Annotated in this window: 24 protein-coding genes; 8 read left to right on the top strand and 16 right to left on the bottom strand. The window is 70.3% G+C overall.

Features of this window, described 5'->3' with window-relative positions; genetic code table 11:
* Window positions 1–211 precede the first annotated feature (211 nt).
* Window positions 212–1,414 carry an amino acid deaminase/aldolase gene (locus ACFV6V_RS20010; RefSeq protein WP_385566664.1) on the top strand — a complete coding sequence of 401 codons (1,203 nt, stop codon included), beginning with the start codon at window positions 212–214 and terminating at the stop codon, window positions 1,412–1,414.
* A 75-nt stretch (window positions 1,415–1,489) separates the two neighbouring features.
* Here the strand turns inward: ACFV6V_RS20010 and ACFV6V_RS20015 are convergent, their stop codons facing one another.
* The 3 genes from ACFV6V_RS20015 to ACFV6V_RS20025 are packed head-to-tail and all read right to left on the bottom strand — an operon-like array spanning window position 1,490 to window position 5,036.
* On the bottom strand, window positions 1,490–2,272 hold the full coding sequence (locus ACFV6V_RS20015; protein ID WP_385566666.1) for a 3-oxoacyl-ACP reductase: 783 nt from the start codon (window positions 2,270–2,272) through the stop codon (window positions 1,490–1,492).
* Window positions 2,273–2,277: 5 nt separating this feature from the next.
* Window positions 2,278–3,648, bottom strand: coding sequence for an aldehyde dehydrogenase family protein (locus tag ACFV6V_RS20020; protein ID WP_385566669.1), 1,371 nt, complete (start codon window positions 3,646–3,648; stop codon window positions 2,278–2,280).
* A gap of 8 nt (window positions 3,649–3,656) precedes the next feature.
* Window positions 3,657–5,036, bottom strand: a complete 1,380-nt coding sequence (locus ACFV6V_RS20025) for a glutamine synthetase family protein (RefSeq protein WP_385566671.1) — start codon at window positions 5,034–5,036, stop codon at window positions 3,657–3,659.
* Between the two features lie 78 nt (window positions 5,037–5,114).
* Between ACFV6V_RS20025 and ACFV6V_RS20030 the strand changes: the two genes are divergently transcribed.
* The 3 genes from ACFV6V_RS20030 (at window position 5,115) to ACFV6V_RS20040 (ending at window position 8,132) form a co-directional block, all read left to right on the top strand.
* A complete protein-coding gene (locus ACFV6V_RS20030) occupies window positions 5,115–5,852 on the top strand; it encodes a FadR/GntR family transcriptional regulator (RefSeq protein ID WP_385566674.1) in 738 nt (245 codons plus the stop codon).
* A gap of 123 nt (window positions 5,853–5,975) precedes the next feature.
* On the top strand, window positions 5,976–7,424 hold the full coding sequence (gene eat / locus ACFV6V_RS20035; RefSeq protein WP_385566676.1) for an ethanolamine permease: 1,449 nt from the start codon (window positions 5,976–5,978) through the stop codon (window positions 7,422–7,424).
* Window positions 7,425–7,454: 30 nt separating this feature from the next.
* The gene (locus ACFV6V_RS20040) at window positions 7,455–8,132 is read left to right on the top strand and encodes a gamma-glutamyl-gamma-aminobutyrate hydrolase family protein (protein WP_385566679.1); all 678 of its coding nucleotides are present in this window, start codon (window positions 7,455–7,457) and stop codon (window positions 8,130–8,132) included.
* 216 nt (window positions 8,133–8,348) lie between these two features.
* Here the strand turns inward: ACFV6V_RS20040 and ACFV6V_RS20045 are convergent, their stop codons facing one another.
* The 4 genes from ACFV6V_RS20045 to ACFV6V_RS20060 form a co-directional block, all read right to left on the bottom strand.
* Window positions 8,349–9,062 carry a helical backbone metal receptor gene (locus ACFV6V_RS20045; RefSeq protein WP_385566681.1) on the bottom strand — a complete coding sequence of 238 codons (714 nt, stop codon included), beginning with the start codon at window positions 9,060–9,062 and terminating at the stop codon, window positions 8,349–8,351.
* Window positions 9,059–9,607, bottom strand: a complete 549-nt coding sequence (locus ACFV6V_RS20050) for a helix-turn-helix domain-containing protein (protein ID WP_385566684.1) — start codon at window positions 9,605–9,607, stop codon at window positions 9,059–9,061. Before ACFV6V_RS20050 ends, ACFV6V_RS20045 begins: the two co-directional genes overlap by 4 nt.
* A gap of 134 nt (window positions 9,608–9,741) precedes the next feature.
* The gene (locus ACFV6V_RS20055) at window positions 9,742–11,538 is read right to left on the bottom strand and encodes an ABC transporter permease/substrate binding protein (RefSeq protein ID WP_385566686.1); all 1,797 of its coding nucleotides are present in this window, start codon (window positions 11,536–11,538) and stop codon (window positions 9,742–9,744) included.
* Window positions 11,531–12,667: a glycine betaine/L-proline ABC transporter ATP-binding protein gene (locus ACFV6V_RS20060; protein ID WP_385566689.1), complete on the bottom strand. Its 1,137-nt coding sequence runs from the start codon at window positions 12,665–12,667 to the stop codon at window positions 11,531–11,533. The genes ACFV6V_RS20055 and ACFV6V_RS20060 overlap by 8 nt, the downstream gene beginning before the upstream one ends.
* 283 nt (window positions 12,668–12,950) lie before the next feature.
* Here ACFV6V_RS20060 and ACFV6V_RS20065 point away from each other — a divergent pair, with 283 nt between their 5' ends.
* The 4 genes from ACFV6V_RS20065 (at window position 12,951) to ACFV6V_RS20080 (ending at window position 16,345) form a co-directional block, all read left to right on the top strand.
* Window positions 12,951–13,856: a 5'-3' exonuclease H3TH domain-containing protein gene (locus tag ACFV6V_RS20065; RefSeq protein WP_385566746.1), complete on the top strand. Its 906-nt coding sequence runs from the start codon at window positions 12,951–12,953 to the stop codon at window positions 13,854–13,856.
* Between the two features lie 91 nt (window positions 13,857–13,947).
* Window positions 13,948–14,796 carry a siderophore-interacting protein gene (locus tag ACFV6V_RS20070; RefSeq protein ID WP_385566690.1) on the top strand — a complete coding sequence of 283 codons (849 nt, stop codon included), beginning with the start codon at window positions 13,948–13,950 and terminating at the stop codon, window positions 14,794–14,796.
* A 116-nt stretch (window positions 14,797–14,912) separates the two neighbouring features.
* The gene (locus ACFV6V_RS20075; RefSeq protein ID WP_361285590.1) at window positions 14,913–15,497 is read left to right on the top strand and encodes a sigma-70 family RNA polymerase sigma factor; all 585 of its coding nucleotides are present in this window, start codon (window positions 14,913–14,915) and stop codon (window positions 15,495–15,497) included.
* Window positions 15,494–16,345 (top strand): anti-sigma factor domain-containing protein, encoded by an 852-nt coding sequence (locus ACFV6V_RS20080; RefSeq protein WP_385566693.1) that lies wholly within the window; start codon window positions 15,494–15,496, stop codon window positions 16,343–16,345. Before ACFV6V_RS20075 ends, ACFV6V_RS20080 begins: the two co-directional genes overlap by 4 nt.
* A 128-nt stretch (window positions 16,346–16,473) precedes the next feature.
* Here ACFV6V_RS20080 and ACFV6V_RS20085 read toward each other — a convergent pair whose 3' ends face one another.
* From ACFV6V_RS20085 to ACFV6V_RS20125, 9 genes are all read right to left on the bottom strand, one after another.
* Window positions 16,474–19,305: a DEAD/DEAH box helicase gene (locus ACFV6V_RS20085; protein ID WP_385566695.1), complete on the bottom strand. Its 2,832-nt coding sequence runs from the start codon at window positions 19,303–19,305 to the stop codon at window positions 16,474–16,476.
* An 85-nt stretch (window positions 19,306–19,390) separates the two neighbouring features.
* Window positions 19,391–20,353 carry a twin-arginine translocase subunit TatC gene (gene tatC, locus ACFV6V_RS20090; RefSeq protein WP_385566697.1) on the bottom strand — a complete coding sequence of 321 codons (963 nt, stop codon included), beginning with the start codon at window positions 20,351–20,353 and terminating at the stop codon, window positions 19,391–19,393.
* A gap of 67 nt (window positions 20,354–20,420) precedes the next feature.
* Window positions 20,421–20,705, bottom strand: coding sequence for a Sec-independent protein translocase subunit TatA (tatA, locus tag ACFV6V_RS20095; RefSeq protein ID WP_385566699.1), 285 nt, complete (start codon window positions 20,703–20,705; stop codon window positions 20,421–20,423).
* A 207-nt stretch (window positions 20,706–20,912) separates the two neighbouring features.
* A complete protein-coding gene (locus tag ACFV6V_RS20100; protein ID WP_385566701.1) occupies window positions 20,913–21,110 on the bottom strand; it encodes a hypothetical protein in 198 nt (65 codons plus the stop codon).
* 28 nt (window positions 21,111–21,138) lie between these two features.
* Window positions 21,139–21,405 (bottom strand): hypothetical protein, encoded by a 267-nt coding sequence (locus ACFV6V_RS20105; protein ID WP_385566704.1) that lies wholly within the window; start codon window positions 21,403–21,405, stop codon window positions 21,139–21,141.
* Window positions 21,406–21,485: 80 nt separating this feature from the next.
* The gene (locus ACFV6V_RS20110; protein WP_385566706.1) at window positions 21,486–22,454 is read right to left on the bottom strand and encodes a helix-turn-helix transcriptional regulator; all 969 of its coding nucleotides are present in this window, start codon (window positions 22,452–22,454) and stop codon (window positions 21,486–21,488) included.
* A gap of 17 nt (window positions 22,455–22,471) precedes the next feature.
* Window positions 22,472–23,431, bottom strand: coding sequence for a helix-turn-helix transcriptional regulator (locus tag ACFV6V_RS20115; protein WP_385566709.1), 960 nt, complete (start codon window positions 23,429–23,431; stop codon window positions 22,472–22,474).
* Window positions 23,432–23,577: 146 nt separating this feature from the next.
* Window positions 23,578–23,952: an FKBP-type peptidyl-prolyl cis-trans isomerase gene (locus ACFV6V_RS20120; protein ID WP_361285565.1), complete on the bottom strand. Its 375-nt coding sequence runs from the start codon at window positions 23,950–23,952 to the stop codon at window positions 23,578–23,580.
* Between the two features lie 69 nt (window positions 23,953–24,021).
* On the bottom strand, window positions 24,022–24,993 hold the full coding sequence (locus tag ACFV6V_RS20125; protein WP_385566711.1) for an FKBP-type peptidyl-prolyl cis-trans isomerase: 972 nt from the start codon (window positions 24,991–24,993) through the stop codon (window positions 24,022–24,024).
* Window positions 24,994–25,083: the final 90 nt, after the last annotated feature.

Raw genomic sequence — 25,083 nt, forward strand, 5'->3', positions numbered from 1 at the left:
GGGAGGAGCTTGGTACCTCGGTGCTCATCCGCCCCCCGTTCCGATGTCCGTGCACGCCTTCGGATCGGCCTTCAAGGCAGGCCCGTTCGTCACCGCGTGACGGTCACTCTACGGCTTGCCGAGGGACTCAGGGCACGGGACGCCGGGCCCGGGGCATCTGCCCAGAACGTCCCCCTACCCTTGGGTACACAGGGTCTGGCAAGCTCGGTCCATGATTCCCCGTGCCGCCGACAGGGCCCGGTACGACCGGGCAACGGCCCATCTCGACGCCCCGCTCGCCATCGTCGATCTCGAAGCCTTCGACACGAACGCGGCGGACCTGGTCCGAAGGGCGGGGGGAAAGCCGATCAGGGTGGCGAGCAAGTCCGTACGCTGCCGTGCCCTGCTGGAGCGTGTGCTCGCCATGGACGGGTTCGCGGGGATCATGTCGTTCACCCTTGACGAGTCGATCTGGCTGGTCCGTGCGGGCTTCGGCGATGTGCTGCTCGCGTATCCGTCCGCCGATCGCGCGGGTTTCGCCGAGCTGGCGGGGGACGCCAAACTCGCCGCCGCCGTCACGCTGATGGTGGACGACCCGGCACAGCTCGACCTGATCGACCGGTCGCGTGCAGGCGGCGGCGAGGAGATCCGGGTCTGTCTGGAGCTGGACACCGCGCTGCGCCTGCTGGGCGGGCGGCTGCGTGTGGGCGCACGCCGCTCACCGCTGCGCGAACCGGCCCAACTGGCATCGCTGGCCAGGGAGATAGCCCGACGGCCCGGCTTCCGGCTCGTGGGTCTGATGGCTTACGAGGGGCATGTGGCCGGGGTGGGGGACGCGGTGGCGGGCAGTCCGGTGCGTTCGCGGATGATCCGGCTGATGCAGTCCGCGGCCCGTCGCGAGCTGGCGCAGCGCAGGTCGGCCGTGGTGGCCGCGGTCCGCGCCGAGGTGCCGGACCTGGAGTTCGTGAACGGCGGCGGCACCGGCAGTGTGCAGCACACCGCGGCCGAGGGCGCGGTCACCGAGATCGCGGCGGGCTCGGGGCTCTATGTGCCGCGGCTGTTCGACAACTACACGTCCTTCAACGGCAGTCCCGCGGCACTGTTCGCTCAGCCGGTGGTCCGCCGGCCGGGTGTGGGGGTGGTGACGGTGCTCGGCGGCGGCTACCCGGCGTCCGGGGCCGCGGGGCAGGACCGGCTGCCGGTTCCGTATCTGCCGGAGGGCCTCAGATACGACCCGATGGAGGGTCCGGGCGAGGTGCAGACACCACTGCTCGGCGCCGTCGCCGACGATCTGCTGATCGGCGACAAGGTCTGGTTCCGGCATGCGAAGGCCGGTGAGCTGTGTGAGCGGTTCGACGAACTGCGACTGGTGGAGGGCGAGCGGGTGGTCGCGTCCGTCCCGACGTACCGGGGTGAGGGGCGCACGTTCCTCTGACAGCGCCGCAAGCCCCGGTCCCGACGGGCGCGATGCCCGCCGGGACCGGATGACCGAACCGCATGGGACCGGCTGCTACAGCGGGGTGACGTACGCCCCCGAGATACCGCCGTCGACCAGGAAGTCGGTCGCGTTCACGAACGACGAGTCATCGCTCGCGAGGAAGGCCACGGCCGCCGCGATCTCCTCGGCCTCCGCGAAACGGCCGACGGGGATGTGCACGAGCCGCCGGGCGGCGCGCTCCGGGTCCTTGGCGAACAGTTCCTGGAGCAGCGGGGTGTTGACCGGGCCCGGGCAGAGCGCGTTGACCCTGATGCCCTCTCGGGCGAACTGCACGCCCAGCTCGCGGGACATCGCCAGCACACCGCCCTTGGAGGCCGTGTACGAGATCTGGGAGGTCGCCGCGCCCATCCGTGCCACGAACGAGGCGGTGTTGATGATGGAGCCCTTGCCCTGGCGCTGCATGTAGGGGATGGCCGCCTTGCAGCACAGGTACACGGAGGTCAGGTTGACCTCCTGGACCCGCCTCCAGGCGTCCAGGCCGGTCTCCAGGATCGAGTCGTCGTCGGGCGGCGAGATGCCCGCGTTGTTGAAGGCGATGTCGACGCTGCCGTAGGTGTCGAAGGCGGTCTTGAAGAGCGCCTCGACCTGCTCGGCGTCGGTGACGTCGACCTTGGCGTACGTACCGCCGACCTCGTCGGCCGCGGTCTTGCCCGCGATCTCGTCGATGTCGCCGCAGACGACGTTCGCGCCCTCGGAGGCCAGGCGGCGCGCGGTGGCGAGGCCGATTCCGCTGCCCGCGCCGGTGATGACTGCGGTGCGGCCGACGAGGCGGCGGCACTGGGACGTGTCGGTCATGGTGGTCAGGCCTCCGTACTGATGAAGACGTTCTTGGTCTCGGTGAAAGCGGTGAGTGCGTCGGGGCCGAGTTCACGGCCGAGGCCGGACTGCTTGTAGCCGCCGAAGGGGGTCCAGTAGCGCACGCTGGAGTGGGAGTTGACGGACAGGTTGCCCGCGGCGACGGCGCCGGACATGCGCAGCGCACGGCCGACGTCACGGGTCCAGATCGAGCCGGAGAGCCCGTACTCGGTGGCGTTGGCGAGGCGTACGGCTTCCTCCTCGTCGTCGAAGGGCAGCACGACGGCGACCGGGCCGAAGACCTCTTCGACCGCTGCGGGGGCATCGGGCGCGAGGCCGGTCAGGAGGGTCGGCGGGAACCAGAAGCCGGGGCCCGCCGGGACGGTGCCGCGAATGCCCGGCAGCTCGTCGGGTACGTAGGAACGCACCCGCTCCAGCTGGGTCTTCGAGATCAGCGGTCCCATCTGGGTGCGCTCGTCGGCCGGGTCGCCGACCACGACCGACTCGATCGCCGGGGCGAGCAGTTCGACGAAGCGGTCGTACACCGAGGACTGGACCAGGATACGGGTCCGGGCGCAGCAGTCCTGGCCGCTGTTGTCGAGGAAGGACATCGGTGCGGCCGCTGCCGCCGCCTCGATGTCCGCGTCCGCGAAGACGATGTTGGGGCTCTTGCCGCCGAGTTCGAGGGTGACCCGCTTCACCCGGTCCGCGCAGAGCGACATGATCTGCTTGCCGATCCGGGTCGAACCGGTGAACACGATCTTCGCGACCCCGGGGTGGCGTACGAGTGCGTCGCCCGCGATGTCACCCCGGCCGGGCAGCACCTGGAAGAGGTGCTCGGGAAGCCCGGCCTCCAGTGCGAGTTCCGCGAGCCGCAGCGCGGTCAGCGGGGTGGTCTCGGCCGGCTTGAGGATGACGGCGTTGCCCGCGGCGAGTGCCGGGGCCGTGCCCCAGGCCGCGATCGGCATCGGGAAGTTCCACGGGGCGATGACGCCCACGACGCCGAGCGGTTCCAGGATCGTCAGGTCGATCCCGCCGGGCACCGGGATCTGGCGGCCGGTGAGCCGTTCCACTCCCCCGGCCGCGTAGTCGAGCAGATCGCGGACGTTCCCGGCCTCCCAGCGGGCGTTGCCGATGGTGTGTCCGGCCTCGCGCACCTCGAGCTGTGCGAGCTCCCCGATGTGGTCGTCCACGACGCCGGCGAAGCGGCGCAGCAGCCGGGTGCGGTCGGCGGGGGCTGCTGCCGCCCAGGCGCGCTGGGCGGCGGCGGCCCGTACGACGGCGGTGTCCACGTCCTGTTCGACGGCGCCGGGTACGGTGGCGATGACTTCCTCGGTGGCCGGGTTCAGCACATCGAGTTCGTACGATTGCGACAAGTGGTGCCTCACATACGTTCGAAGGAGCGGCGGAGCTCCCAGTCGGTCACCGCGGCGTCGAAGGCGGCGAGCTCGACCCGCGCCATGTTGCGGTAGTGGGCGACGACCTCGGCTCCGAAGGCGGCCTTGGCGATGGGGCTGTTCTCCCAGAGCTCGGCGGCCTCGCTGAGGGTGGTCGGGACGTGTGCGTAGTCGGCGGCGTAGGCGTTGCCCGCGCAGACCTCGGGGAGCTCCAGCTCGTTCTCGATGCCGTAGATTCCGGCGGCGACCAGTCCGGCCACGGCGAGATACGGATTGACGTCACCGCCCGGGACCCGGTTCTCGAACCGGGTGGAGCGGCCGTGTCCGACGACGCGCAGGGAGCAGGTCCGGTTGTCGTGGCCCCAGGCCACGGCGGTGGGGGCGAACGAGCCGGGCTGGAAGCGCTTGTACGAGTTGATGTTCGGGGCGTACAGCAGCGCGAAGTCGCGCAGCGCGGCGAGCTGGCCGGCCAGGAAGTGCCGCATGGTCTTCGACATGCCGTGCCCGGCGTCATGTCCGTCGGTGTCCGCCGCCATGACGTTGCGTCCATCCGCGTCCTGGAGCGACAGATGGATGTGGCAGGAGTTGCCCTCGCGCTCGTTGTACTTCGCCATGAAGGTGAGAGAGACGCCTTCCTGCGCGGCGATCTCCTTGGCACCGGTCTTGTAGATCGCGTGCTGGTCGCAGGTGAGCAGGGCCTCGTCGTAGCGGAAGGCGATCTCGTGCTGACCGGGGTTGCATTCGCCCTTGGCGGACTCGACGGTCAGCCCGGCCGCGGCCATCTCGTTGCGGATGCGGCGCAGCAGTGGCTCGACCCGGCCGGTGCCGAGCACCGAGTAGTCGATGTTGTACTGGTTGGCGGGCGTCAGATCGCGGTAGTTCGCGTCCCAGGCCTGCTCGTAGGTGTCCTTGAAGACGATGAACTCCAGCTCGGTACCGACGTGTGCGGTGTAGCCGAAGGTGGCGAGCCGCTCGAGCTGGTGGCGCAGGATCTGGCGCGGTGCGGCCACGACCGGGGTTCCGTCGTTCCAGGCGAGGTCGGCGATCAGCATCGCCGTGCCTTCGTTCCAGGGCACCCGGCGCAGAGTGCCGAGGTCGGGATGCATGGCGAAGTCGCCGTAGCCACGGTCCCAGGACGACATCTCGTAGCCGTCCACCGTGTTCATCTCGGTGTCGACGGCGAGCAGGTAGTTGCAGCCTTCGGTGCCGTGCTCGAGCACCTCGTCGAGGAAGAACGGCGCGGCGAACCGCTTGCCCTGGAGGCGCCCCTGCATATCGGGGAAGGCCAGGACTACGGTGTCGATCTCACCGCTCGCGACGAGGGCCCTGAGCTCCTCGACGCTCAGCGGGGGTGTGCGGTCTGCCACGGGAATCTGCCTCCTAAGGTCAGCCGGAAGCCATAAGGTATTGCCGAAGACCATTGATTGGGAAGGGGGAACCGCAAGGTGGCGGAAAACAGTGAGTCGACGGAGTCGGCGGACCGGCTGACATCCGTGCTGCGGCCGGTGCGCGGGGGCAACGGCTTCGAGGAGGCTCTGGAACAGGTCCTCCAGGTGGTGCGGCTGGGGCTGGTGCCGGGGGGCGAGCGGCTGCCGGCCGAGCGGGAGCTGGCCGACCGCATGGGCATCAGCCGGGTCACACTCCGCGAGGTGCTCAAGGTCCTGCAGGAGCAGGGCCTGGTGGAGAGCCGCCGCGGCCGGTACGGCGGGACGTTCGTCCGCCGGCGGCTGCGCACCACGGACGAGGAGGAGCTGCGCCGCCGGGTCGCCGCTGTCGATCTGGAAGACACCCTGCGCTTCCGCGAGGTGCTCGAGGTGGGTGCGGCGGGGCTGTGCGCGGCCCATGGACTGGGACCCGAGGCTGCCGAGCGGCTGCGGAGGGCCCTGGCAGCCACCCATGACGCGACTCTGGACGACTACCGGCGCTGCGACACGCTCCTGCACCTCACCCTCGCCGAGCTGTCCGGCTCCCCCACGCTGACCACGCAGTACGCGGCGGTGCGGGCGACGGTGAACGATCTGCTGGACGTCATCCCGCTGCTCGTGCGCAACCTGGAGCACTCCCAGCAGCAGCACATCGCGCTGGTGGGCGCGGTGCTGGAGGGGGATGCGGACACGGCGCGCGAAGTCATGCGCGAGCACTGCGCGGGCACGGCGGCACTGCTGCGCGGCTTCCTGGCGTAGCCCTGCCCGGCCGCCGTGCGCCGTGAGGCCGTAACCCGAACGTAACCCCCAGGCCTTGCGTTACCCCGAGTCGAGCGCAAAGGTATGGCGTCATTCCATTGGGCCCTACGCGGGAGCTCTACCATGACGCTCGAAGACACCACAGGGAACAAGACCGCCCCACCGGATGACGACTACCTCCAGCGCCGGACCCTCAGGCGCGGCAGTGCGGGCTGGCTGCTGCTGACCGGGCTCGGGGTCGCCTATGTGGTCTCCGGTGATTTCTCCGGCTGGAACATCGGCCTGTCCAAGGGCGGATTCGGCGGCCTCGCCGTGGCGACCGTGCTGATGGGGCTGATGTACGCCTGCCTCGTCTTCGCGCTCGCCGAGCTCTCCGCGATCCTGCCGACAGCGGGCGGCGGCTACGGCTTCGCCCGCCGCGCGCTCGGCACCTGGGGCGGCTTCCTCACCGGCACGGCGATCCTCATCGAGTACGTCCTCGCCCCCGCCGCCATCGCCATCTTCATCGGCGACTACGTCGAGTCGCTGGGGCTCTTCGGCCTGGAGTCGGGCTGGCCGGTGTATCTCGCCTGCTTCGTGATCTTCATCGGGATCCACCTGTGGGGCGTGGGCGAGGCCCTGCGCTTCAGCCTGATCGTCACCGCGATCGCGGTCGCGGCGCTGCTGATCTTCGCGGTCGGCGCGTTCACCGACTTCCACGTCAGCGGACTCGACGACATCCCGGTGGACAAGGACGCGCTCGGGTCCAGCTCCTGGCTGCCGTTCGGGCTGCTCGGTATCTGGGCGGCGTTCCCCTTCGGCATGTGGTTCTTCCTCGGCGTCGAGGGCGTGCCGCTGGCTGCCGAAGAGGCGAAGGACCCGGTGCGTTCGATGCCGAAGGCGCTCGCCCTGTCGATGTCGATCCTGGCCCTGCTCGCCCTGATCACCTTCTTCGCCGCCACCGGGGCCCAGGGCTCGGCGGCCATCCAGGAAGCCGGAAACCCGCTGGTGGTGGCATTGCAGGGCGACGGCGACCCGACCGCGCTGAGCCGCTTCGTCAACTACGCGGGCCTCGCGGGTCTGGTCGCCTCGTTCTTCTCGCTGATCTACGCCGGATCGCGGCAGCTCTTCGCCCTTTCCCGGGCCGGCTATCTGCCCCGCTTCCTCTCCCTGACCAGCCGCCGCAAGTCCCCGTACCTCGGGCTGCTGATCCCCGGCGCTCTCGGCTTCGCCCTGGCAGCGGGCACCGGGGACGGGGCGCGGATGCTGAACATCGCGGTCTTCGGCGCGACCATCTCGTACGCGCTGATGGCGCTGTCCCACATCGTGCTGCGACGGCGCGAGCCTGACCTCCCGCGGCCGTACCGCACACCCGGTGGCGTCCTGACCTCCTCCGTGGCGTTCGTCCTCGCGCTGTCTGCGCTGGTCGCGACGTTCCTGGTGGACAAGGACGCGGCGTTCATCGCGCTCGCGGTGTACGGCGTCGCTCTGGCGTACTTCGCCTTCTACAGTCGGCACCGTCTGGTGGCCCGGGCTCCGGAGGAGGAGTTCGCGGCGCTGGCCGCAGCCGAGGCCGAACTCGAACGCGACTGACATCATCAAGCCAACAGGAGGAACCTCACCGTGACCCAGCCGCTCATCGGCGTCAGCACCTACCTGGACACGGCCTCGTGGGGCGTGTGGCAGTTGCCCGCCGCGCTGCTGCCGCTCGGCTATCCGCGGCTCGTCCAGGCGGCCGGGGGCATCGCCGCGATGCTCCCGCCGGACGACCCGGAGCGCGCGGCGCGCACGGTGGCCCGGCTGGACGGCCTGGTCGTGGCGGGCGGCCCGGATGTGGAGCCCGTCCGCTACGGTGCCGCCCCCGACCCCCGGACGGGCCCCCCGGCCCGGGAACGGGACACCTGGGAGCTCGCCCTGATCGACGCGGCGCTGGAATCGGGCACCCCGCTGCTGGGCATCTGCCGCGGGATGCAGCTCCTGAACGTCGCCCTGGGCGGGACGCTGATCCAGCACATGGAGGGCCACGCCAAGGCCCCCGGTGTCTTCAGCCACCACCCTGTGATCCCGGTCCCGGACACCCTCTACGCGGGTCTGGTACCGGAGGTCTCCCCGGTCCCCACCTATCACCACCAGTCCGTCGACCGGCTGGGCACCGGCCTCATCGCCTCCGCCCACGCGGACGACGGCACGGTGGAGGCGGTGGAACTGCCGGGACGCGGCTGGGTGCTGGGAGTGCAGTGGCACCCGGAGATGGGGGAGGACACCCGCGTGATGTCGGGGCTCGTAGGCGCCGCGGGCTAGGTGTGTTGTCCGGAGAGGTTGGTGCCGCGGCCACGGGGTGCGGGGTTTCGCGGTGCGCCCCCGCCCCGTCGCGGCGTCCTGACCAAGCCCGGCCGGCTGTCACCTGACGGTTGCGGCAGGACCGGGTATCAGCCCGTCCGGCGTCGAGAACGGACGCTCCGGATGCCGCCAGAGGGTGCGGCACACCGCGAAACCCCGCCCGCAGCCGCCGGAGAGTCAGCCCAGTGCGGCACGCAGCACGGAAGGCGCCGTCACCAGCGACGGCCCGTACCACGTCAGCATCCGCCCATCCACCAGCGCGGACCGCACCTCCGGGAACGCCTCGGGCCCGTCCTCCGCGGTGAAGCGGTACGGCTCGTCCGGCAGCACCACCAGGTCCGCGCCCACCGTGTTGAGCTCCTCCAGCGGTATGCGCGGATACCGCTCGGAATGTGCTGCGTACACGTTCCCGACGCCGAGACGGGCGAGCAGGTCCCCCGCGAAGGTGTCACGTCCCAGCACCATCCAGGGCCGCCGCCAGATCGGCACGACAGCCCGCCGGGGACCACCCGGCACGGTCGGCGCCACCGGGTCCCACGCGGCGCGGGCCTCGTCGAGCCAGCGGGGCCGACCGGCGCCGCAGGCCCGCAGGACCCGGTCCAGTTCGGCGAACGCCTGCGGCAGCGTGCGCACTTCGGTGACCAGCACATCGAGCCCCGCTGCCCGGAGGGCCGCGATGTCGGGAGCCCGGTTCTCCTCCTCGTTGGCGATGACGAGGCCGGGCGCGAGGGCCGTGATCGTCGCGACGTCAGGGTTCTTGGTGCCGCCGACGCGCACGACATCGAGGCCGCCCGGATGGCTGCACCAGTCGGTGGCTCCCACCAGCAGTCCGGGCGCGCTGACGGCAACCGCCTCGGTCAGGGAGGGGACGAGGGACACGACCCGCTTCACGGCCCGGCCTCGACGTGGCCGCCGAGGGCGACGACGAGGAGCCGGGTGCCCGGCAGGGTGGCGCGCCAGCGGTGGCGCACGCCTCCGGACAGGTAGAGGGTGTCGCCCTTCTCCAGGCGGTAGGCACGGCCTTCGGCCTCGACCTCCGCGGCCCCGTCGGCCACGTACATCAACTCGTCGTTGCGGTGCTGGTACTCCCGGTCGCCTTCCTGTTCCCCGGTGAACTCGACGGCGCGGAGCTGGTGGTGGCCGCGCACGAGGGACCGTATGCCCACGTCCGGGAGATCGTCGGGCTCCTCGGCCCGGACCACGTCCACGACGCGCGCGGAGTCCGCCGCGGCGAACAGTTCGGCCGCCGTGGTGTCCAGGGCTACGGCCACCCTGTCGAGGGAGCGCAGGCTGGGACGGGCCCGTTCGTTCTCGATCTGGCTGAGGAAGGGCACCGACAGTCCGCTGCGCTCGGCCACCGCAGCGAGTGTGAGCGCGAGAGCCCTACGCCGTCTTCGGACGGCGGAGCCCACGCGGAGTGTCTCCTTGTCTGCCATCGCGCGTCCCTCCCTCCTTCTCAGTACCTTACGCAGATCCCGGAACTCAATCGCACCGACGCCTCTCGCGCAACGGTGAGGGCCCCGCCACTGTATGTGACGGGGCCCCGACCGGTGGGGGGATGGAGAATGGTCTACAGAGGCGCCAGGCGGTTGACGACGCCCGGGTTCTTCTTGAGCCAGGCGCGGACCGCTTCCTGCTCCTTGCCCTTTCCGGTCTCCTGGATGGTGGCCTCGAGGTCCGTGAGCTGCTGCTCGCTCATCCGGAACTTCTTGAGCCAGGTGCCGACCTGCGGGTTGTCCCCGGCGAAGCCCTTCCGGGCCAGGGTGTGGATGCCGTCGCCCTTGCCCCAGGTGCCCTTGGGGTCCTTGAGCTTCTTCAGGTCGTACTTGCTGTAGGCCCAGTGCGGCGACCAGAGGGTGGTGACGATCGGTTCCTTCTTGTCGTACGCGCGCTTCAGCTCGGCGAGCATTCCGGGCGTGGAGCCGTCGACCACCTTGTACTCGCCGTCCAGGCCGTACTTCTTGAGCACCTTGTCCTTGAGGATGCGCATCATGCCGGCGCTCGGCTCGATGCCGACGATGCGGCCCTTGAAGTTCCCCGACTTGCCCGCGAGGTCGTCGAGGGAGTCGACGTCCTTCATGTAGGCGGGAACGGAGAGCTCGAGGGAGGTCGGGCCGTACCAGGACCCCATGTCCTCCAGCCTGTCCCGGTACTTGTCCCAGTACTGGGCGTGGGTGACCGGCAGCCAGGAGTCGGTCTGGAAGTCGATCTGGCCTCCGGCGAGACCGGTGTAGAGCGCCCCGGCCTCCAGCTGCCTGGCGTCGACCTCGAAGCCGCGCTGTTCCAGCACTTCCTTCCAGAGGAACGTGGAGGCGATGCCCTCGTCCCAGGGGATGTAGCCCAGCGAGATCTTCTTCCCCTTGCCGACGTTGGCGGCGCCGGACGCGGTGGCGGTGGAGTCGCCGCCGTACATCCCGATGCCGCCCGCGACGAGCGCGAGGACCGCGACGCCGGTGAGGGCCACCACGGGCTGGGGCCGGTGGTTCCAGATCCGCAGGGCGCCGGCCGCGCTCCCGGCCTTGGCGAGGGCGCGGCGGCCCAGCGGGGAGACCTGGCGGCCCAGCGCGCCGGTCATCCGGTCCAGGTACATGGCGAGGACGACGATCGAGATGCCGGCCTCGAAGCCGAGTCCGATGTCGACGTTGCCGATGGCGCGGTAGACGGCGCCACCGAGGCCACCGCCGCCGACCATGCCCGCGATGACGACCATGGACAGGCCCAGCATGATGACCTGGTTGACGCCGGCCATGATCGTGGGCAGGGCGAGCGGCAGCTGGACGCGCAGCAGGGTGTTGCGCGGGGTGGTGCCGAACGCCTCGGCCGCCTCGACGAGTTCCTTGTCGACCTGGCGGATGCCGAGCTCCGTCATCCGCACCCCGGGCGGCAGGGCGAAGACGATGGTGGCGATGATTCCGGGGACCACGCCCACGCCGAAGAAGATGATGCCCGGGATCAGGTACACCATGGCCGGCATGGTCTGCATGAAGTCCAGCACGGGCCGGAGCAGCGCGCTGACCGCCTTGGAACGGGAGGCCCAGATACCCAGGGGCACCGCCACGGCCAGGGTGACGATCGTCGCGACGAGCACGAGCGAAAGGGTCGACATGGCGTCGTCCCACAGCTCGACGGAGTCGATCAGAGCGAAGCCGGCTAAGGCGAGTACACCGGCGAGCAGACCGCGCAGCCACCAGGCCACGACGGCGAGGAGGCCGGCGAAGAGCAGCGGTTCGGGCGCGGAGAGCGCGGCGTCGATGCCGTCGTACATACCGGTGACGACGGAGGTGATGGCGTCGAACAGCCAGGACAGATGGGACTGGAGCCAGTCGACACCGGAGTCGACCCACTGGCCGAGGTGGATCCTAGGCATGGGCGGCCTCCTTCCCCGTGGGGGCCTCGGCTTCGGATGCGGCGCCCTGGGCGGGGAGCTGCGGTGTCATGGGTTCGCCGAGTACCGCGAGCAGCCGCTCCCGCCGGACGACACCGATGAGCGCACCGTCGTCGTCGGTGACGGCGACCGCGGCGTCGCTGCCGGCACAGGGGGTGAACAGTTCGACGACCGGTGTGTCGGCGCCGACGGTGGCGGGTGCGGCGTCGAGCACGTCCTGTGCGGTACGCGGCTCCCGGCCGTCGCCCTCCTCCGCGTAGGCGGTCGCCGGGTCGGCCATGATCGCCCCCGCGGTGAGCACGCGCGAGCGGTCGACGTCCTGGGTGAATGAGGCGACGTAGTCGTCGGCGGGGGCGACCAGGATGTCCTCGGCGGTGCCGAGCTGGACGATCCGGCCGTCGCGCATCACCGCGATCCGGTCGCCGAGGCGCATGGCCTCGTTGAGGTCGTGGGTGATGAACACGATCGTCTTCTTGAGCCGCTTCTGGAGCTCGAGGAGCTGATCCTGCATGTCCCGGCGGATCAGCGGGTCGAGTGCGCTGAAGGACTCGTCCATCAGCAGCAGGTCGGCATCGGTGGCGAGGGCGCGGGCAAGGCCCACGCGCTGCTGCATACCACCGGAGAGCTCGTCCGGCCAGGACTGCTCCCAGCCGGCCAGTCCGGCCAGTTCCAGGGCCTCGGTGGCACGGCGCTCACGCTCGGCGCGGGGAACTCCCTGCACCTCGAGGCCGTACGCGGCGTTCTCCAGCACACTGCGGTGCGGGAACAGCGCGAAGTGCTGGAACACCATGCTGATGCGGGTGGAGCGCACGGCACGCAGTTCGCGGGGGCTGAGTGTGGTCAGGTCCTGGCCGTCGAAGAGCACGCGTCCAGCGGTCGGCTCCAGCAGTCCGTTGAGCATGCGCAGCAACGTGGACTTACCGGATCCGGACAGGCCCATGACGACGAAGATCTGACCGGGCTCGACGGTGAAGGAGGCGTCGATCACCGCCGCGGTCGTACCGTCGGCGCGCAGCCCGTCGCGGTCGGCACCGCTCTCGAGCTTGCGTACCGCTTCGTCGGGTCGTTTGCCGAACACCTTGTACAGGTGCTCGGCCTGGAGCCTGGACACATACACCTCTCGCGTTGAACCTGACTGAACCGGGCGGCCCGCGCCCCCGTCGGCGGACCATGGAGCGGGCGACTTCAGGCCGTGACCTCCCGCAGCCTGTCGGCTGTGGCCGTTTGTGCTGGTCAGAGCGCTGTGGGGGGCTCCGCTCCGGCACCCCGCCTGCCCCGGGCCGCCCACGGCAAACTCTGGAGTGACCCAGTTCACGCGCGTGACCCCACACGCTGCGCCGGGCCGGTCGCTGTCGGTGCGGTACGGCATCATCAGGGCTGTGACGCGACGCCTGATGCTCCTCGACACCGCCTCTCTCTACTTCCGCGCCTATTTCGGGGTCCCCGACTCCGTGCGCGCCCCTGACGGCACACCCGTCAACGCGGTGCGGGGGCTGCTGGAGTTCATCACCCGGCTGGTCCAGGACCACCACCCCGACGAGCTGGTGGCCTGCATGGACGCCGACTGGCGCCCGCAGTGGCGGGTGGAGCTCATCCCGTCGTACAAGGCGCACCGGGTGGCGGTGGAGACCGAGGCCGGCCCGGACGAGGAGGAGGTCCCGGACACGCTGTCCCCACAGGTCCCGATCATCGAGGAGGTGCTGGACGCGTTCGGGATCGCCCGTGTGGGTGTCGCCGGGTACGAGGCCGACGACGTCATCGGCACGCTCGCGGGGCGTGCGGCAGGCCCGGTGGACATCGTGACCGGTGACCGTGATCTGTACCAGCTCGTCGACGACGCACGAGGGGTCAGGGTGCTGTATCCGCTGAAGGGCGTGGGCATGATGCAGACCACCGACGAGGCCGTACTGCGCGAGAAGTACGGAGTGGACGGACCCGGTTACGCCGATCTCGCGCTGCTGCGCGGGGACCCGAGCGACGGTCTGCCCGGGGTGCCCGGTATCGGTGAGAAGACGGCCGCGAAGCTGCTGGACGCCTTCGGGGACCTGGCCGGGATCATGGAGGCCGTGGACGACCCGGCGTCCAGACTGACGCCGTCGCAGCGCAAGCGGCTGGACGAGTCCCGGGCCTATGTGGCCGTGGCGCCGAAGGTGGTGCGGGTCGCCGGTGATGTGCCGATGCCCGTCTTCGACCCGGCGCTGCCGACGCGGGCACGGGATCCGCAGCGGCTCGAGGAGCTGGCGGTGCGCTGGGGTCTGGGGCGTGCGGTGCACCGGCTGCTGACCGAACTGGGCGCATGACGTGCGGAGATCAGCGGCACGCGATGGCGACTTAGGCTAACCTAACAAGCACCCAGCTCTGACCGGACGCTGTGTAGCGAGGGAGACCACGGTGGCAGACACGCCCGCCCGCAAGGCACCGACGACCCACGAGGCGCGGGTGGTGCGCACCGAGCGAATCGCTCCGCACATGGTGCGTGTCGTGCTCGGCGGTGAGGGGCTCGCGGAGTTCCGCACGGACGGCTCGACGGACGCGTACGTCAAAGTGGTCTTCCCGCACCCCGGAGTGAGCTACCCCGAGCCCTTCGACATGGCCCGCATCCGCGAGGAGTTCCCGCGCGAGCAGTGGCCGAGCAACCGCACCTACACGGTGCGCGCCTGGGACCCCGTCCACCGGGAGCTGACGATCGACTTCGTGGTGCACGGGGACGAGGGTCTGGCGGGCCCGTGGGCGGCACGGGTGCAGCCGGGTGAATCGGTCCGGCTGCTCGGCCCCGGCGGTGGCTACGCGCCCGACCCGGCGGCGGACTGGCATCTGCTGGCGGGCGACGAGAGCGCCCTGCCCGCGATCGCCGCCTCGCTGGAGCAGATGCCCGCAGGGGTTCTCGTGCACGCCTTCGTGGAGGTGTCGGGCCCCGAGGACGAGCAGAAGATCGCGACCCCGGACGGGGTCACGGTGACCTGGCTGCACCGGGGCGCCCAGGCGGTCGGCGAAGCCCTGGTCGCCGCGGTTCGAGGGCTGGACTTCCCGGACGGCGACGTCCACGCCTTCGTCCACGGTGAGGCGGGCGCGGTGAAGGAGCTGCGCCGCCATCTGCGGCTGGAGCGGGGCATCCCCGCGGCTCGGCTGTCGATCTCCGGATACTGGCGTCTCGGCAAGTCGGACGAGGCCTGGCGGGCCATCAAGCGCGACTGGAACGCGCAGGTGGAGCAGGAGCAGGAGCAGGACCGGGCCGCCTGACGGCATTCCCGCCCGCCCGCGGCCGGATCACCTGAAAAAGTCCTGCCGAAGGGCAGTCAGAACGCGCTCCCACTCCGTATATCTGAAGGAAGACAGGGAGAGGGGAGAGCGAGCGCGTGAAGGAAGCCGTACGCATCACCGGGGCACCGCCGGCCGGTCCTGGACTCGACGAGCTGCTCGTACGGGTGGCCCGGGGGGACCAGGAGGCCTTTGCCCAGGTGTATGACGCGGTCTGCGGGCCCGTGCTGGGTGTCGTACGCAGCGTGCTGCGCGACCCGGCGCAGTCGGACGAGGTGGCGCAGGAGGTGCTGGTCGAGCTCTGGCGTACGGCCGCGCGCTACCAGCCGTCCCGTGGCTCCGCACTGACCTGGACGCTCACCCTCGCCCATCGCCGCGCCGTCGACCGGGTGCGGTCGGCCCAGGCCGCGACCGAGCGGGAACAGAAGGTGGCCCGGCTCGGCGCGACCCCGGCCTTCGACGACGTCGTCGAGCAGGTCGAGGCCAGGCTCGAGCGTGAACAGGTACGGCGCTGTCTGCGCACCCTCACCGACCTCCAGCGGCAGTCGGTGACCCTCGCCTACTACCGCGGACTTGCCTATCGCGAGGTGGCCGAGCTGCTGTCCGTGCCCCTGGGCACGGTGAAGACCCGAATGCGCGACGGGCTCATCCGACTGCGCGACTGCCTGGGGGTGAGCGCATGAGCGCGACTGCACGCGGTGGCTCGGGGCGGGATGCCGAACTGCACACGCTGACCGGCGCATACGCCTTGCACGCACTCGGCGAACGGGAACGCGCCCGTTTCGAGCGGCACCTGACGGAGTGCACGGCCTGCACCCAGGAGGTGCAGGAACTGAGCGCGACGGCGGGGCGGCTGGGGCTCGCGGTCAGCGAGCCGCCATCGACCGCGATGAAGGCACAGGTACTCCAGCGCATAGCGACGGTGCGTCAGGAACCGCCCACCATTCCGGGGATGCGGCCCGGTGGGGAGCGCGACCGTCTCCCGGTGCACCGGGTCAGACCGGCCGGCAGGCGCAGGCTGTCGCGGTTCGTACTGGCGGCGTGTGTCGCGGGCGTGGCCGCGTTCGGCGGCTATGCGACATGGCAGCAGCGTCTGGCGGAGGACGCGCTGTCCCGAGCCGAGGCGTTGACGCGTCGGGCGGAGGCATCGACGCGCCAGGCGCGGGAGCAGGCCGGGCACCAGTCGGAGGCCCTGGCCGACGTGCTGGCCGCGCCCGACGTCCGGACCAGTTCCGCGACGCTCGGCAGCGCCGGTGCCACCGGCACGGTGGCCCTCTCCCACGACCGCGACCGCGCGGTGTTCCTGGCGACGGGGCTGCCGCGGCCGGATGCGGGCAAGGTGTACCAGCTCTGGTTCGCCGACGGCACGACGATGCGCCCTGCGGGGCTCCTCGCCTCCTCGGGCTCGGCGGAGACCGTCCTGATGGAGGGCGCGGTCGGCCCGGCGACGGGCATGGGCGTCACGGTGGAGCCCGCGGGGGGCTCGTCCCAGCCGACGTCCCAACCGCTGGCGCTGCTGGACTTCCCGTAGGGAGTGGTGGGGTGGATTGTCGGTGGGCCCGCACCCGGTGCGGGCCCACGGGAAACCCGCCCCGCATGTGACCACGAGGCCGCACGGTGCGGGGCACGCCCGGGAGCCGCCCCGCAGCCGCCGGTGGCCTACCCCACGGAGCTGTAGGCGACGACGCCGCGCAGCAACCCGTCCACCGCCTTGCGCGCCGTACGGGCCACCGTCGTGCCCTCGCCCGGGGCGGCCGCGGCGATCTGGCCCAGGACATCGATGACCTGCTTGCACCAGCGCACGAAGTCGCCCGCGGGCATCTCCGCCTCGCGCAGCACCTCGTCCAGGCTCTTCCCTGAGGCCCACTGGTACGCCGCCCAGGCGAAGCCCAGGTCGGGTTCGCGCTGGCCGACGCCCTCGGTCTGGCTGATCTTGAACTCTTCCTCGAGCGCGTCGAGGCGGCCCCAGATCCGCACCATCTCGCCCAGCGCGGCCTTTGCCTTCCCCGTGGGCAGCTTCGGCGCCACCGCGTCATCGGCCTGCCGTGCCTCGAAGACCAGCGCCGAGACACACGCCGCCAGTTCGGCTGGGCTCAGGCCCTCCCAGACGCGCTCGCGCAGGCACTCGCTGGCCAGCAGGTCCAACTCGCCGTACAGCCGGGCCAGGCGCCTGCCGTGCTCGGTGACCTCGTCTCCGCGGAGGTAGTCCATCTCGGTGAGCAGGCCGACGATCCGGTCGAAGGTACGGGCGATGGTGTTGGTGCGCCCCTCGATACGGCGCTCCAACTGCTGGGTGTCCCGCTGGAGGCGGTGGTAGCGCTCGGCCCAGCGCGCGTGGTCCTCGCGCTCGTCGCAGCCGTGACAGGGGTGGGAACGGATGTCCTTGCGGAGCCGGGCGATCTCGCGGTCGTCCGCCGCGACGGACCGGGGGTTGCGGTGCCGGTCGGGCACGATGTGCCCGGCCTTCGTCCGCAGTGCCGACGCCAGGTCACGGCGGGACTGCGGCGACCGGGGGTTGAAGGACTTGGGGATGCGCATCCGCTCCAGCGCCTCGACGGGAACCGGGAAGTCCATCGCCGCAAGCCGCTTGACCTGCCGCTCGGCGGTCAGTACGAGGGGCCTCGGCCCGTCGTGGTACTCGAAACCGCCCCGGTGGCCGTTGGACCGCCCTGCGGGCAGCCCGGGGTCGAGCACCAGCGCGAGACCCGCGAACTTGCCCGTCGGGACATGGATCACGTCGCCGGGCTTGAGCTTCTCCAGGGAGCCCGCCGCCGCGGCCCTGCGCTGCGCGGCGCCCTGCTTGGCCAGTTCGGTCTCGCGGTCCTTGAGATCCCGGCGCAGCAGGGCGTATTGCTCGAAGTCACCGAGGTGGCAGGTCATGCCCTCCCGGTAGCCGCTGAGGCCCTCCTCGTTGCGCTGGACCTGACGCGAGATCCCGACCACCGACTTGTCGGCCTGGAACTGGGCGAACGAGGTCTCCAGCAGTTCACGCGAGCGGTGCCGGCCGAACTGCTGCACCAGGTTCACGGCCATGTTGTACGAGGGCTTGAAGCTGGAGCGGAGCGGATAGGTGCGGGTACCCGCGAGGCCCGCGAGGGCCCCGGGGTCCATACCGCGCTGCCACAGCACCACGGCGTGGCCTTCGACGTCGATGCCGCGTCGTCCCGCCCGGCCGGTCAACTGGGTGTACTCGCCGGGGGTGATGTCCGCGTGCTGCTCGCCGTTCCACTTGACGAGCTTCTCCAGCACCACCGAACGCGCGGGCATGTTGATGCCCAGCGCGAGGGTCTCGGTGGCGAACACGGCCTTGACGAGGCCACGTACGAAGAGCTCCTCGACGACTTCCTTGAAGGTCGGAAGCATTCCGGCGTGGTGCGCCGCTATCCCGCGCTCGAGGCCTTCCAGCCACTCGTAGTAGCCGAGCACATGGAGGTCCTCGCCGGGGATGGCGGCCGTGCGCTGCTCGACGATCTCGCGCACCTTGTGGCGCGCCTCCTCGTCGTTGAGCCTCAGCCCGGCGTGGAGGCACTGCTGGACGGCCGCCTCGCACGCGGCGCGGCTGAAGATGAAGGTGATGGCCGGGAGAAGCCCCTCGGCGTCGAGGCGCTCTATCACCTCGGGCCGGGACGGCGTCCAGATACGGCTGCGCTGTCTGCGCTCACGCTCACGGTCGGCCTCGCGGACCATCTTCCCGCGCCTGCGGTCACGGGGGTTGTAGGTGCGCGAGTTCTCCGTCCTGGCCAGGCGGACCAGATCCGGGTTGACCTCGCGGCGTGATGCGCCGCGGCCTCCGTGGTCGGTCTCCTCCTCGAAGAGGTCGTACATCCGGCGTCCGGCCAGCACGTGCTGCCACAGCGGCACGGGGCGGGACTCCGAGACGATCACTTCGGTGTCACCGCGGACCGTGTCCAGCCAGTCACCGAACTCCTCCGCGTTGGACACGGTCGCGGAGAGCGACACCAGGGTCACGGATTCCGGGAGGTGGATGATCACTTCCTCCCAGACGGCGCCGCGGAAGCGGTCCGAGAGGTAGTGCACCTCGTCCATGACCACATGGCCGAGGCCGAGCAGCGACTGGGAGCCCGCGTAGAGCATGTTGCGCAGGACCTCGGTGGTCATGACGACGACCGGGGCCTCGGAATTGACGCTGTTGTCACCGGTGAGCAGGCCGACCTTCTCGGGGCCGTACCGCTTCACCAGGTCCGAGTACTTCTGGTTGGACAGCGCCTTGATGGGCGTGGTGTAGAAGCACTTGCGCCCCTGCGCGAGGGCGAGGTGCACGGCGAATTCGCCCACGATGGTCTTGCCCGAACCGGTGGGTGCCGCGACGAGCACGCCCTTGCCGGCCTCCAGGGCCCGGCAGGCCTCGATCTGGAAAGGATCCAGGTCGAAGTCGTACAGCTCGCGGAAGGGAGCGAGTGCGGTGGCCTGCTCGGCGGCACGGATCCGCGCCGCCGCGTATCGCTCAGCTGGTGAGAGGTCCTCTGTCATCTTGCTGTCGAGACTACCCGCCCCCACTGACAGTGAGCGCGATCATTAATCGACGCGGGATGCACCGCGCGCGGGCGCGTGCGGATCAGGTGATGTCGTCGTATCCGTTGACCCGGGGTGCTCTGCCGCCGTCGGCCTCACCGCTGGACTGTTCCGGAAGTGCCCGGGGGGAGGGGACGGCCTCGACTGCGCCGACGGCCTCGGGGACGAGGTCCAGCTCGGATGCCTCGTCGTCGCCCAGTTCGGCGTCCGGGTTCCTGCGCCGGCGGCGGGCGTCGTTGAGGAACGAGAAGCCGACGGCCAGGAAGTACAGGAGGGCCAGCGGTCCGGCCAGCAGCAGCATCGAGATCGGCTCGCCGCCGGGGGTGGCGATCGCGGCGAAGGCGGTGAGGCCGACGATCATCCCGCGCCACCAGCGGAGCATGCGCCGACCGCTGAGGACGTTCGTCATGTTGAGCAGGATCAGCAGCAGCGGGAGCTCGAAGGCCAGTCCGAAGACCAGCACCATGCGGGTGATCAGGTCGAGATAGTCGTCCAGCGGCAGCAGAGGCGTCGCGCCTGCCGGTGCGAAGCCCAGCATGATCTCGGCGGTCTGCGGCAGGATCGTGTAAGCCAGGTAGGCGCCGCCCAGGAAGAGCGGGACGCCGGCGGCCACGAAGCTGATCGCGTACCGCCTCTCGTGGCTGTGCAGTCCGGGCGCGACGAACGCCCAGAGCTGGTAGAGCCAGACAGGAGTGGCAGCCAGGACACCTGTCATCAGCGCGACCTTCAGCGCGATGGTGAAGGGCGAGAGCAGGCCGTTCGTGGTCATCTGGGCGCACAGCTGGCCATTGACCATGCGCACCTGGCCCGCGTCGCAGCCGACCGATTCCAGGATCGGCCGCATCAGGATCTCGAAGATCTCTTTCTGGAAGAAGGCCGCGACGACGGTGGCCACGGCGATCGCCAGAACCGACTTCAGCAATCGGTTACGCAGCTCACGCAGGTGCTCTCCGAGAGGCATCCGCCCCTCGGTGTCCTTCTCCTGCTTGCGGGCAGACTTGAGCAACCCACTTCCTCGTCTCGTGCGAAAACCGTCGGGATTTCGGGGAACCCTGAGAGCCGGGCCGGCTGGGTCAGCTCTGGGTCGTACGGTTCGGCTCGGAGACCGGGCGGCTGCTGGTCACATCGCCGGGAGCGGCCTGGATCGTCCGGGGCGCGTCCTGCGGGGCCGTCTGCTCGGTGGTGGTCTTGGGGGGCGTCTGGTCGCCGTCCTGCTTCATCGCCTTGGCCTCGCTCTTGAGGATGCGGGCGGACTTGCCGAGCGAACGAGCCATGTCGGGCAGCTTCTTGGCACCGAACAGCAGCAGGATGACCACGACGATCAGAAGGATCTCAAGGGGCTTCAGATTGCCGATCATGTCTGACTTCCTTCTCGCTGAGGCGGCTGGGGGGCGGGGCTGCCCACGATCGGACAGTCGTCCGATCACCACGGTGCATGCGATCGTAACCCGGCGAAGTAAACGCAGAGCAATGGCTGTGCATACTCACATTCGCGACCCGAACTGGCCGTCCGGCCCGCCACCGGAAGGGTACATCGCGGGCAGATCGACCGTATATGCGGGCTGCTACCGCCAGCTGCCGCCGGTACGCGCCAGTCGGGTCGTCGACTGCTCCAGGTCCTGTGCGGCGCGGTCGATCCGCTCGGTGGCCCTCATCACCTGCCGGGCCAGACGCTGGGCCTCCAGGAAGACGCGGATACCGAGTACCCCCAGGACGGCGACGCCGAGGAATCCCAGGGCGATGGCGAGCATGGGCCAGAACATACGCGGAACCTCAGGGGTGGCAGGAGGATCAGACGGTGGAGTGCAGGCGCAGCGTGCGCACACCGCCACCGGTGAGCAGTTCGACGATCCGCTCCCCCGCGGGCTTGCGCACGGCCGCCCCGCACTCGGTGCAGGTGAAGGAGTAGAACGTGGTCCGGCTGCTGGCGCCGATCGCCAGCCGCAGGGAGGCGGCGGAGAGCTCGAGACGGGAGCGGCAGTCGGGACAGGCGGCCTTGAACAGGACCGGAACCGACACCGGGGTCCTGGACGCCGAGATTCCGGACACTACGGACATATCTCCCCTCACTCCCACATCACTCCACTCATCAGTCGCGGTCGTCGGACCTGGCCGTGCCGTCGGACGGGGTAGCCCTGTCACCTCTGGCTCTCATACGCGGCGAGCGCTTCGGCCGCCACCCGCTGGGCACTGGCCGCCAGCTCGGGCGGGGAGACGATGCAGCCGTCCCGGCCCAGCCGCAGCCCGAGCCGGCGCAGCGACGCCGGGTCCGGGGTGCGCAGCGTGATCCGCAACCCGCCGTCCGGCAGTTCCTCCGCGCTGTCGTGGGGGTAGTACTCGGCCACCCAGCGTCCGCCGGGACCCACCTCGACCACGACCTCCGGGTCCTCGGCCGACGGCTGCACCAGCCCTTCCGAGAGATCGCGCAGTTCGATCTCCGGTGGCGCGGAGGCCTCGTCGAGCAGCCGGATCTCGGCGACCCGGTCCAGCCGGAAGGTGCGGCGCGCCTCCGACAGGTAGCACCAGGCCTCCATGTACGTATGCCCGACGGCGAACAGCCGGATCGGATCCACCTCGCGCTCCGTGAGCTCGTCGCGCGCCGGTGAGTAGTAGCGCAGCCACAGCCTGCGCCGCTCCGAGATGGCCCGGTCGACATCGGCGAAGACCCCACCCTCGGACTCGAAGATGACCGACAGCCGCGAGCTGGCACCCGCGGCCTCCCCGGCCGCCGCCTCCAGCTTGGCGGTGGCCCTCAGCAGCGCCTCGCGGTCGCCCTCACGCAGCCCGGGGAGGGTGGCGACGGCGCGCGCGGCGACCAGGAGAGCGGTCGCCTCGTCCGCGGCGAGTCGCAGTGGTTCGGCTGCTTCCGCCGCGAGGGCACCTGGGTTGCGCCACCAGATCCGGTCGCCGTCCGTGTCGATGTCCAGCAGGTCTCCGCCACGGAAGCTCGTACCGCACATGGGCAGCACATCGAGGTCGGAGATCAGCTCGTCCTCGGTGATCCCGAAGGCGCGGGCGACGTCCCCGACCCGCGCGCCGGGGCGTTCCCGCAGATAGGTCACCAACGAGAGCATCCGCCGGGTCTGGTCAATGGCGTTCGCGGCCATGGTCCTACGACTCCCCCTCAGCCCTTGGCCACGGCACGCAGCCGGTCGACCACATCGGCCCGCAGATCCGCGGGCTCCAGCACGACGACGTCCGGGCCGAACTCGACCAGCCAGGCGTCCAAGCCGTGCCCGTACGGAATCTCCAACTCGTCCCAGCCGTCGCCCAGTTCCCGGACCGCGGTGGCACGGGCGCGCAGCGGGTAGCCGGCGTCGGACCGCAGCTTGATCAGCGCGGACCGGGTCGCGACCTCCCCCGCCCAGCTCTCGACGGTCTCACGTACCGTCACCACATCCGGGACCGGCGCGGTGTACGCGCCCGCGCGGGAACGGACCTTGCCGGTGATCCTGGACAGCCGGAACACCCGCTCGGCACCGCGGTCCCGGTCCCAGCCCGCGAGATACCAGTGACCGCGCCAGCACTCCAGCGTCCATGGCTCGACATGGCGGGGCTCGGGACGGACCGCATTGGACTTCCGGTAGTCGAAGACGACCGGACGGTGGTCGCGGCAGGCCAGCATCAGCGGTTCGAAGGCGGCCTCGTGGACGGGGATACGCGGCTCGAGAGCGCTGTGCTGCGTCGCGTCGTACGCGCCTTCGGCCTCCGGCATTCCCGCGGCGCGCAGCTTCTGGAGCGCGCCGCTGGCCGCTCCGGCCAGTCTGGCCTGCTGCCAGACCTTGGCGGCCAGGCCCAGCGCCGCGGCCTCCTCTGCGTCGAGGGTGATGGGCGGCAGCCGGTTGGAGTCACGGCGGGCGAGATAGCCCACTTCTCCGTCGAGGTTCTCCACGGTGGCGATGATCAGGCCGAGTTCGCGCAGGTCGTCCTTGTCGCGCTCGAACATGCGGTTGAAGGCGTCGTCCGCACCCGCCTCGAGGTAGGCCTCGATGGATCCGCGCAGTTCGCGCTTGCTGAGCGGTCGCCGTGTACCGAGCAGACACAGCGCCAGGTTCATCAGCCGCTCGGCCTTGGCAATGGCCATCGACGCCCTTCCGCCCTTCCAGGGAGCTCACGGAGCCCTGAGTGTTCTCCGAGTCCTGTGATCGTCGAACCTACCGCTACGGGCTGTCGTGGCAAAAGCGTGGGCCCCCGCCTTGTCAGGCGGAGGCCCACTGTGACCGGTTGCGATCAGATCCCGACCAGGTCGCAGACGAAGATCAGCGTCTCACCGGGGCCGATGAGGCCGCCCCCGGCGCCGCGCTCGCCGTACGCGAGGTGCGCGGGGATGATCAGCTGGCGGCGGCCGCCGACCTTCATGCCCTGAACACCCTGGTCCCAGCCCTGGATGACCTGACCGACACCGAGCTGGAACCGGAGCGGGGTGCCGCGGTTCCAGGACGCGTCGAACTCCTCGCCGGTCGAGAAGGCCACGCCCACGTAGTGCACGGCAACCGTGTCACCGGCCTTGGCCTCGGGGCCGTCGCCCTCCCAGATTTCCTTGATCTCCAGGTCGGCCGGCGGCTCGCCACCCGGGAAGTCGATCTCGGGCTTCTCGATGTTCACTGCTGTGCTCCTCAAACTGATGAACTTCGCAACCGGGACAGTCTCACAGATCGGCGGACGGACCGCGCCTCAGACCGCGCCGACGATGTCGACCACGAAGACCAGCGTGTTCTTCGCGAGCTCGCTGGAGGGGTCGGCGCCGTAGCCGAGGGAGGGCGGAATCACCAGCAGGACCCTGTCCCCGACGTTCTTGCCGACAAGTCCCTTGTCCCAGCCTTCGATGACGGACCCGGTGCCGATCTGGAAGGCGGTCGCGCCTCCGTGGTCCCACGAGGAGTCGAACTTCTTGCCGTCCTCCCACTTGACCCCGGTGTACTGCGCGATCAGCCCCTGACCGGCCTCGACCTTGGGGCCGTTGCCCTTGATGAGCACCTGCTCCTTGAGCGTGGTGGGGGCCTTCTCACCCTTCGGGATCGTGATGGTGGCAGCCTTCTGCGCGGGAGCGCTCACCGTGGGCATACCGGGGGCGGGGGCCGCCTGCGTGCCCTTGACCTCGGCCTTGGAGTCGACCTTGGCCGCACCGTCCAGATCGACGACCCACACCAGCGTGTCGCTCGCCTTGATGCCCGACTGCGGGTTGAGGTTCTTGCCGATCAGGTCGCCGGCGGTGCCCTGGACGAGGACCCGGCTGCCTGCCTTCTTCCCCTCGACCGCGTCGATCACCTTGGGGGGCAGGTTCTGGCTCTGCTCGCCGAGCCGCTCCACCGGCTGGCGGTGCGCCGTGCTCGCACCGCCCTTCTCGGGGTACGTCCCACCGAGGTCGGCCGGGTCGTCCCACTTGCGCACGGTGTAGTCGACACGGACCCAGTCGCCCTTGGCGGCCTTGGCTCCGCTGCCCTCCGTGACGGTCTTCACCACGGTCTCGTCGGCGGGCTTCTCGTCCTTGGGAACGGAGATCTGGGGCTTCTCGCCGAACTTCCCCTTGACCTCGGCCACCCCTGCCACCGAGTCGTTCGATTCATCCGAACCGCACGCGCTTGCGAAAAGCAGGGCGGGCACGGCCAGCAGGGAGGCGATACGTCGCTTGGTGTTGTAGTTCATCAGTCCAACTGGGAGTCGAGGCCATGGGCAATGGCCGCCACTCTACGGTGTGCACTCCCCGCGGTCTTCGAAGCGCCGCCACAAGAGAAG

Origin of the sequence: Streptomyces sp. NPDC059828 (genome assembly GCF_042731955.1) — a bacterium.
Lineage (GTDB): Bacteria > Actinomycetota > Actinomycetes > Streptomycetales > Streptomycetaceae > Streptomyces.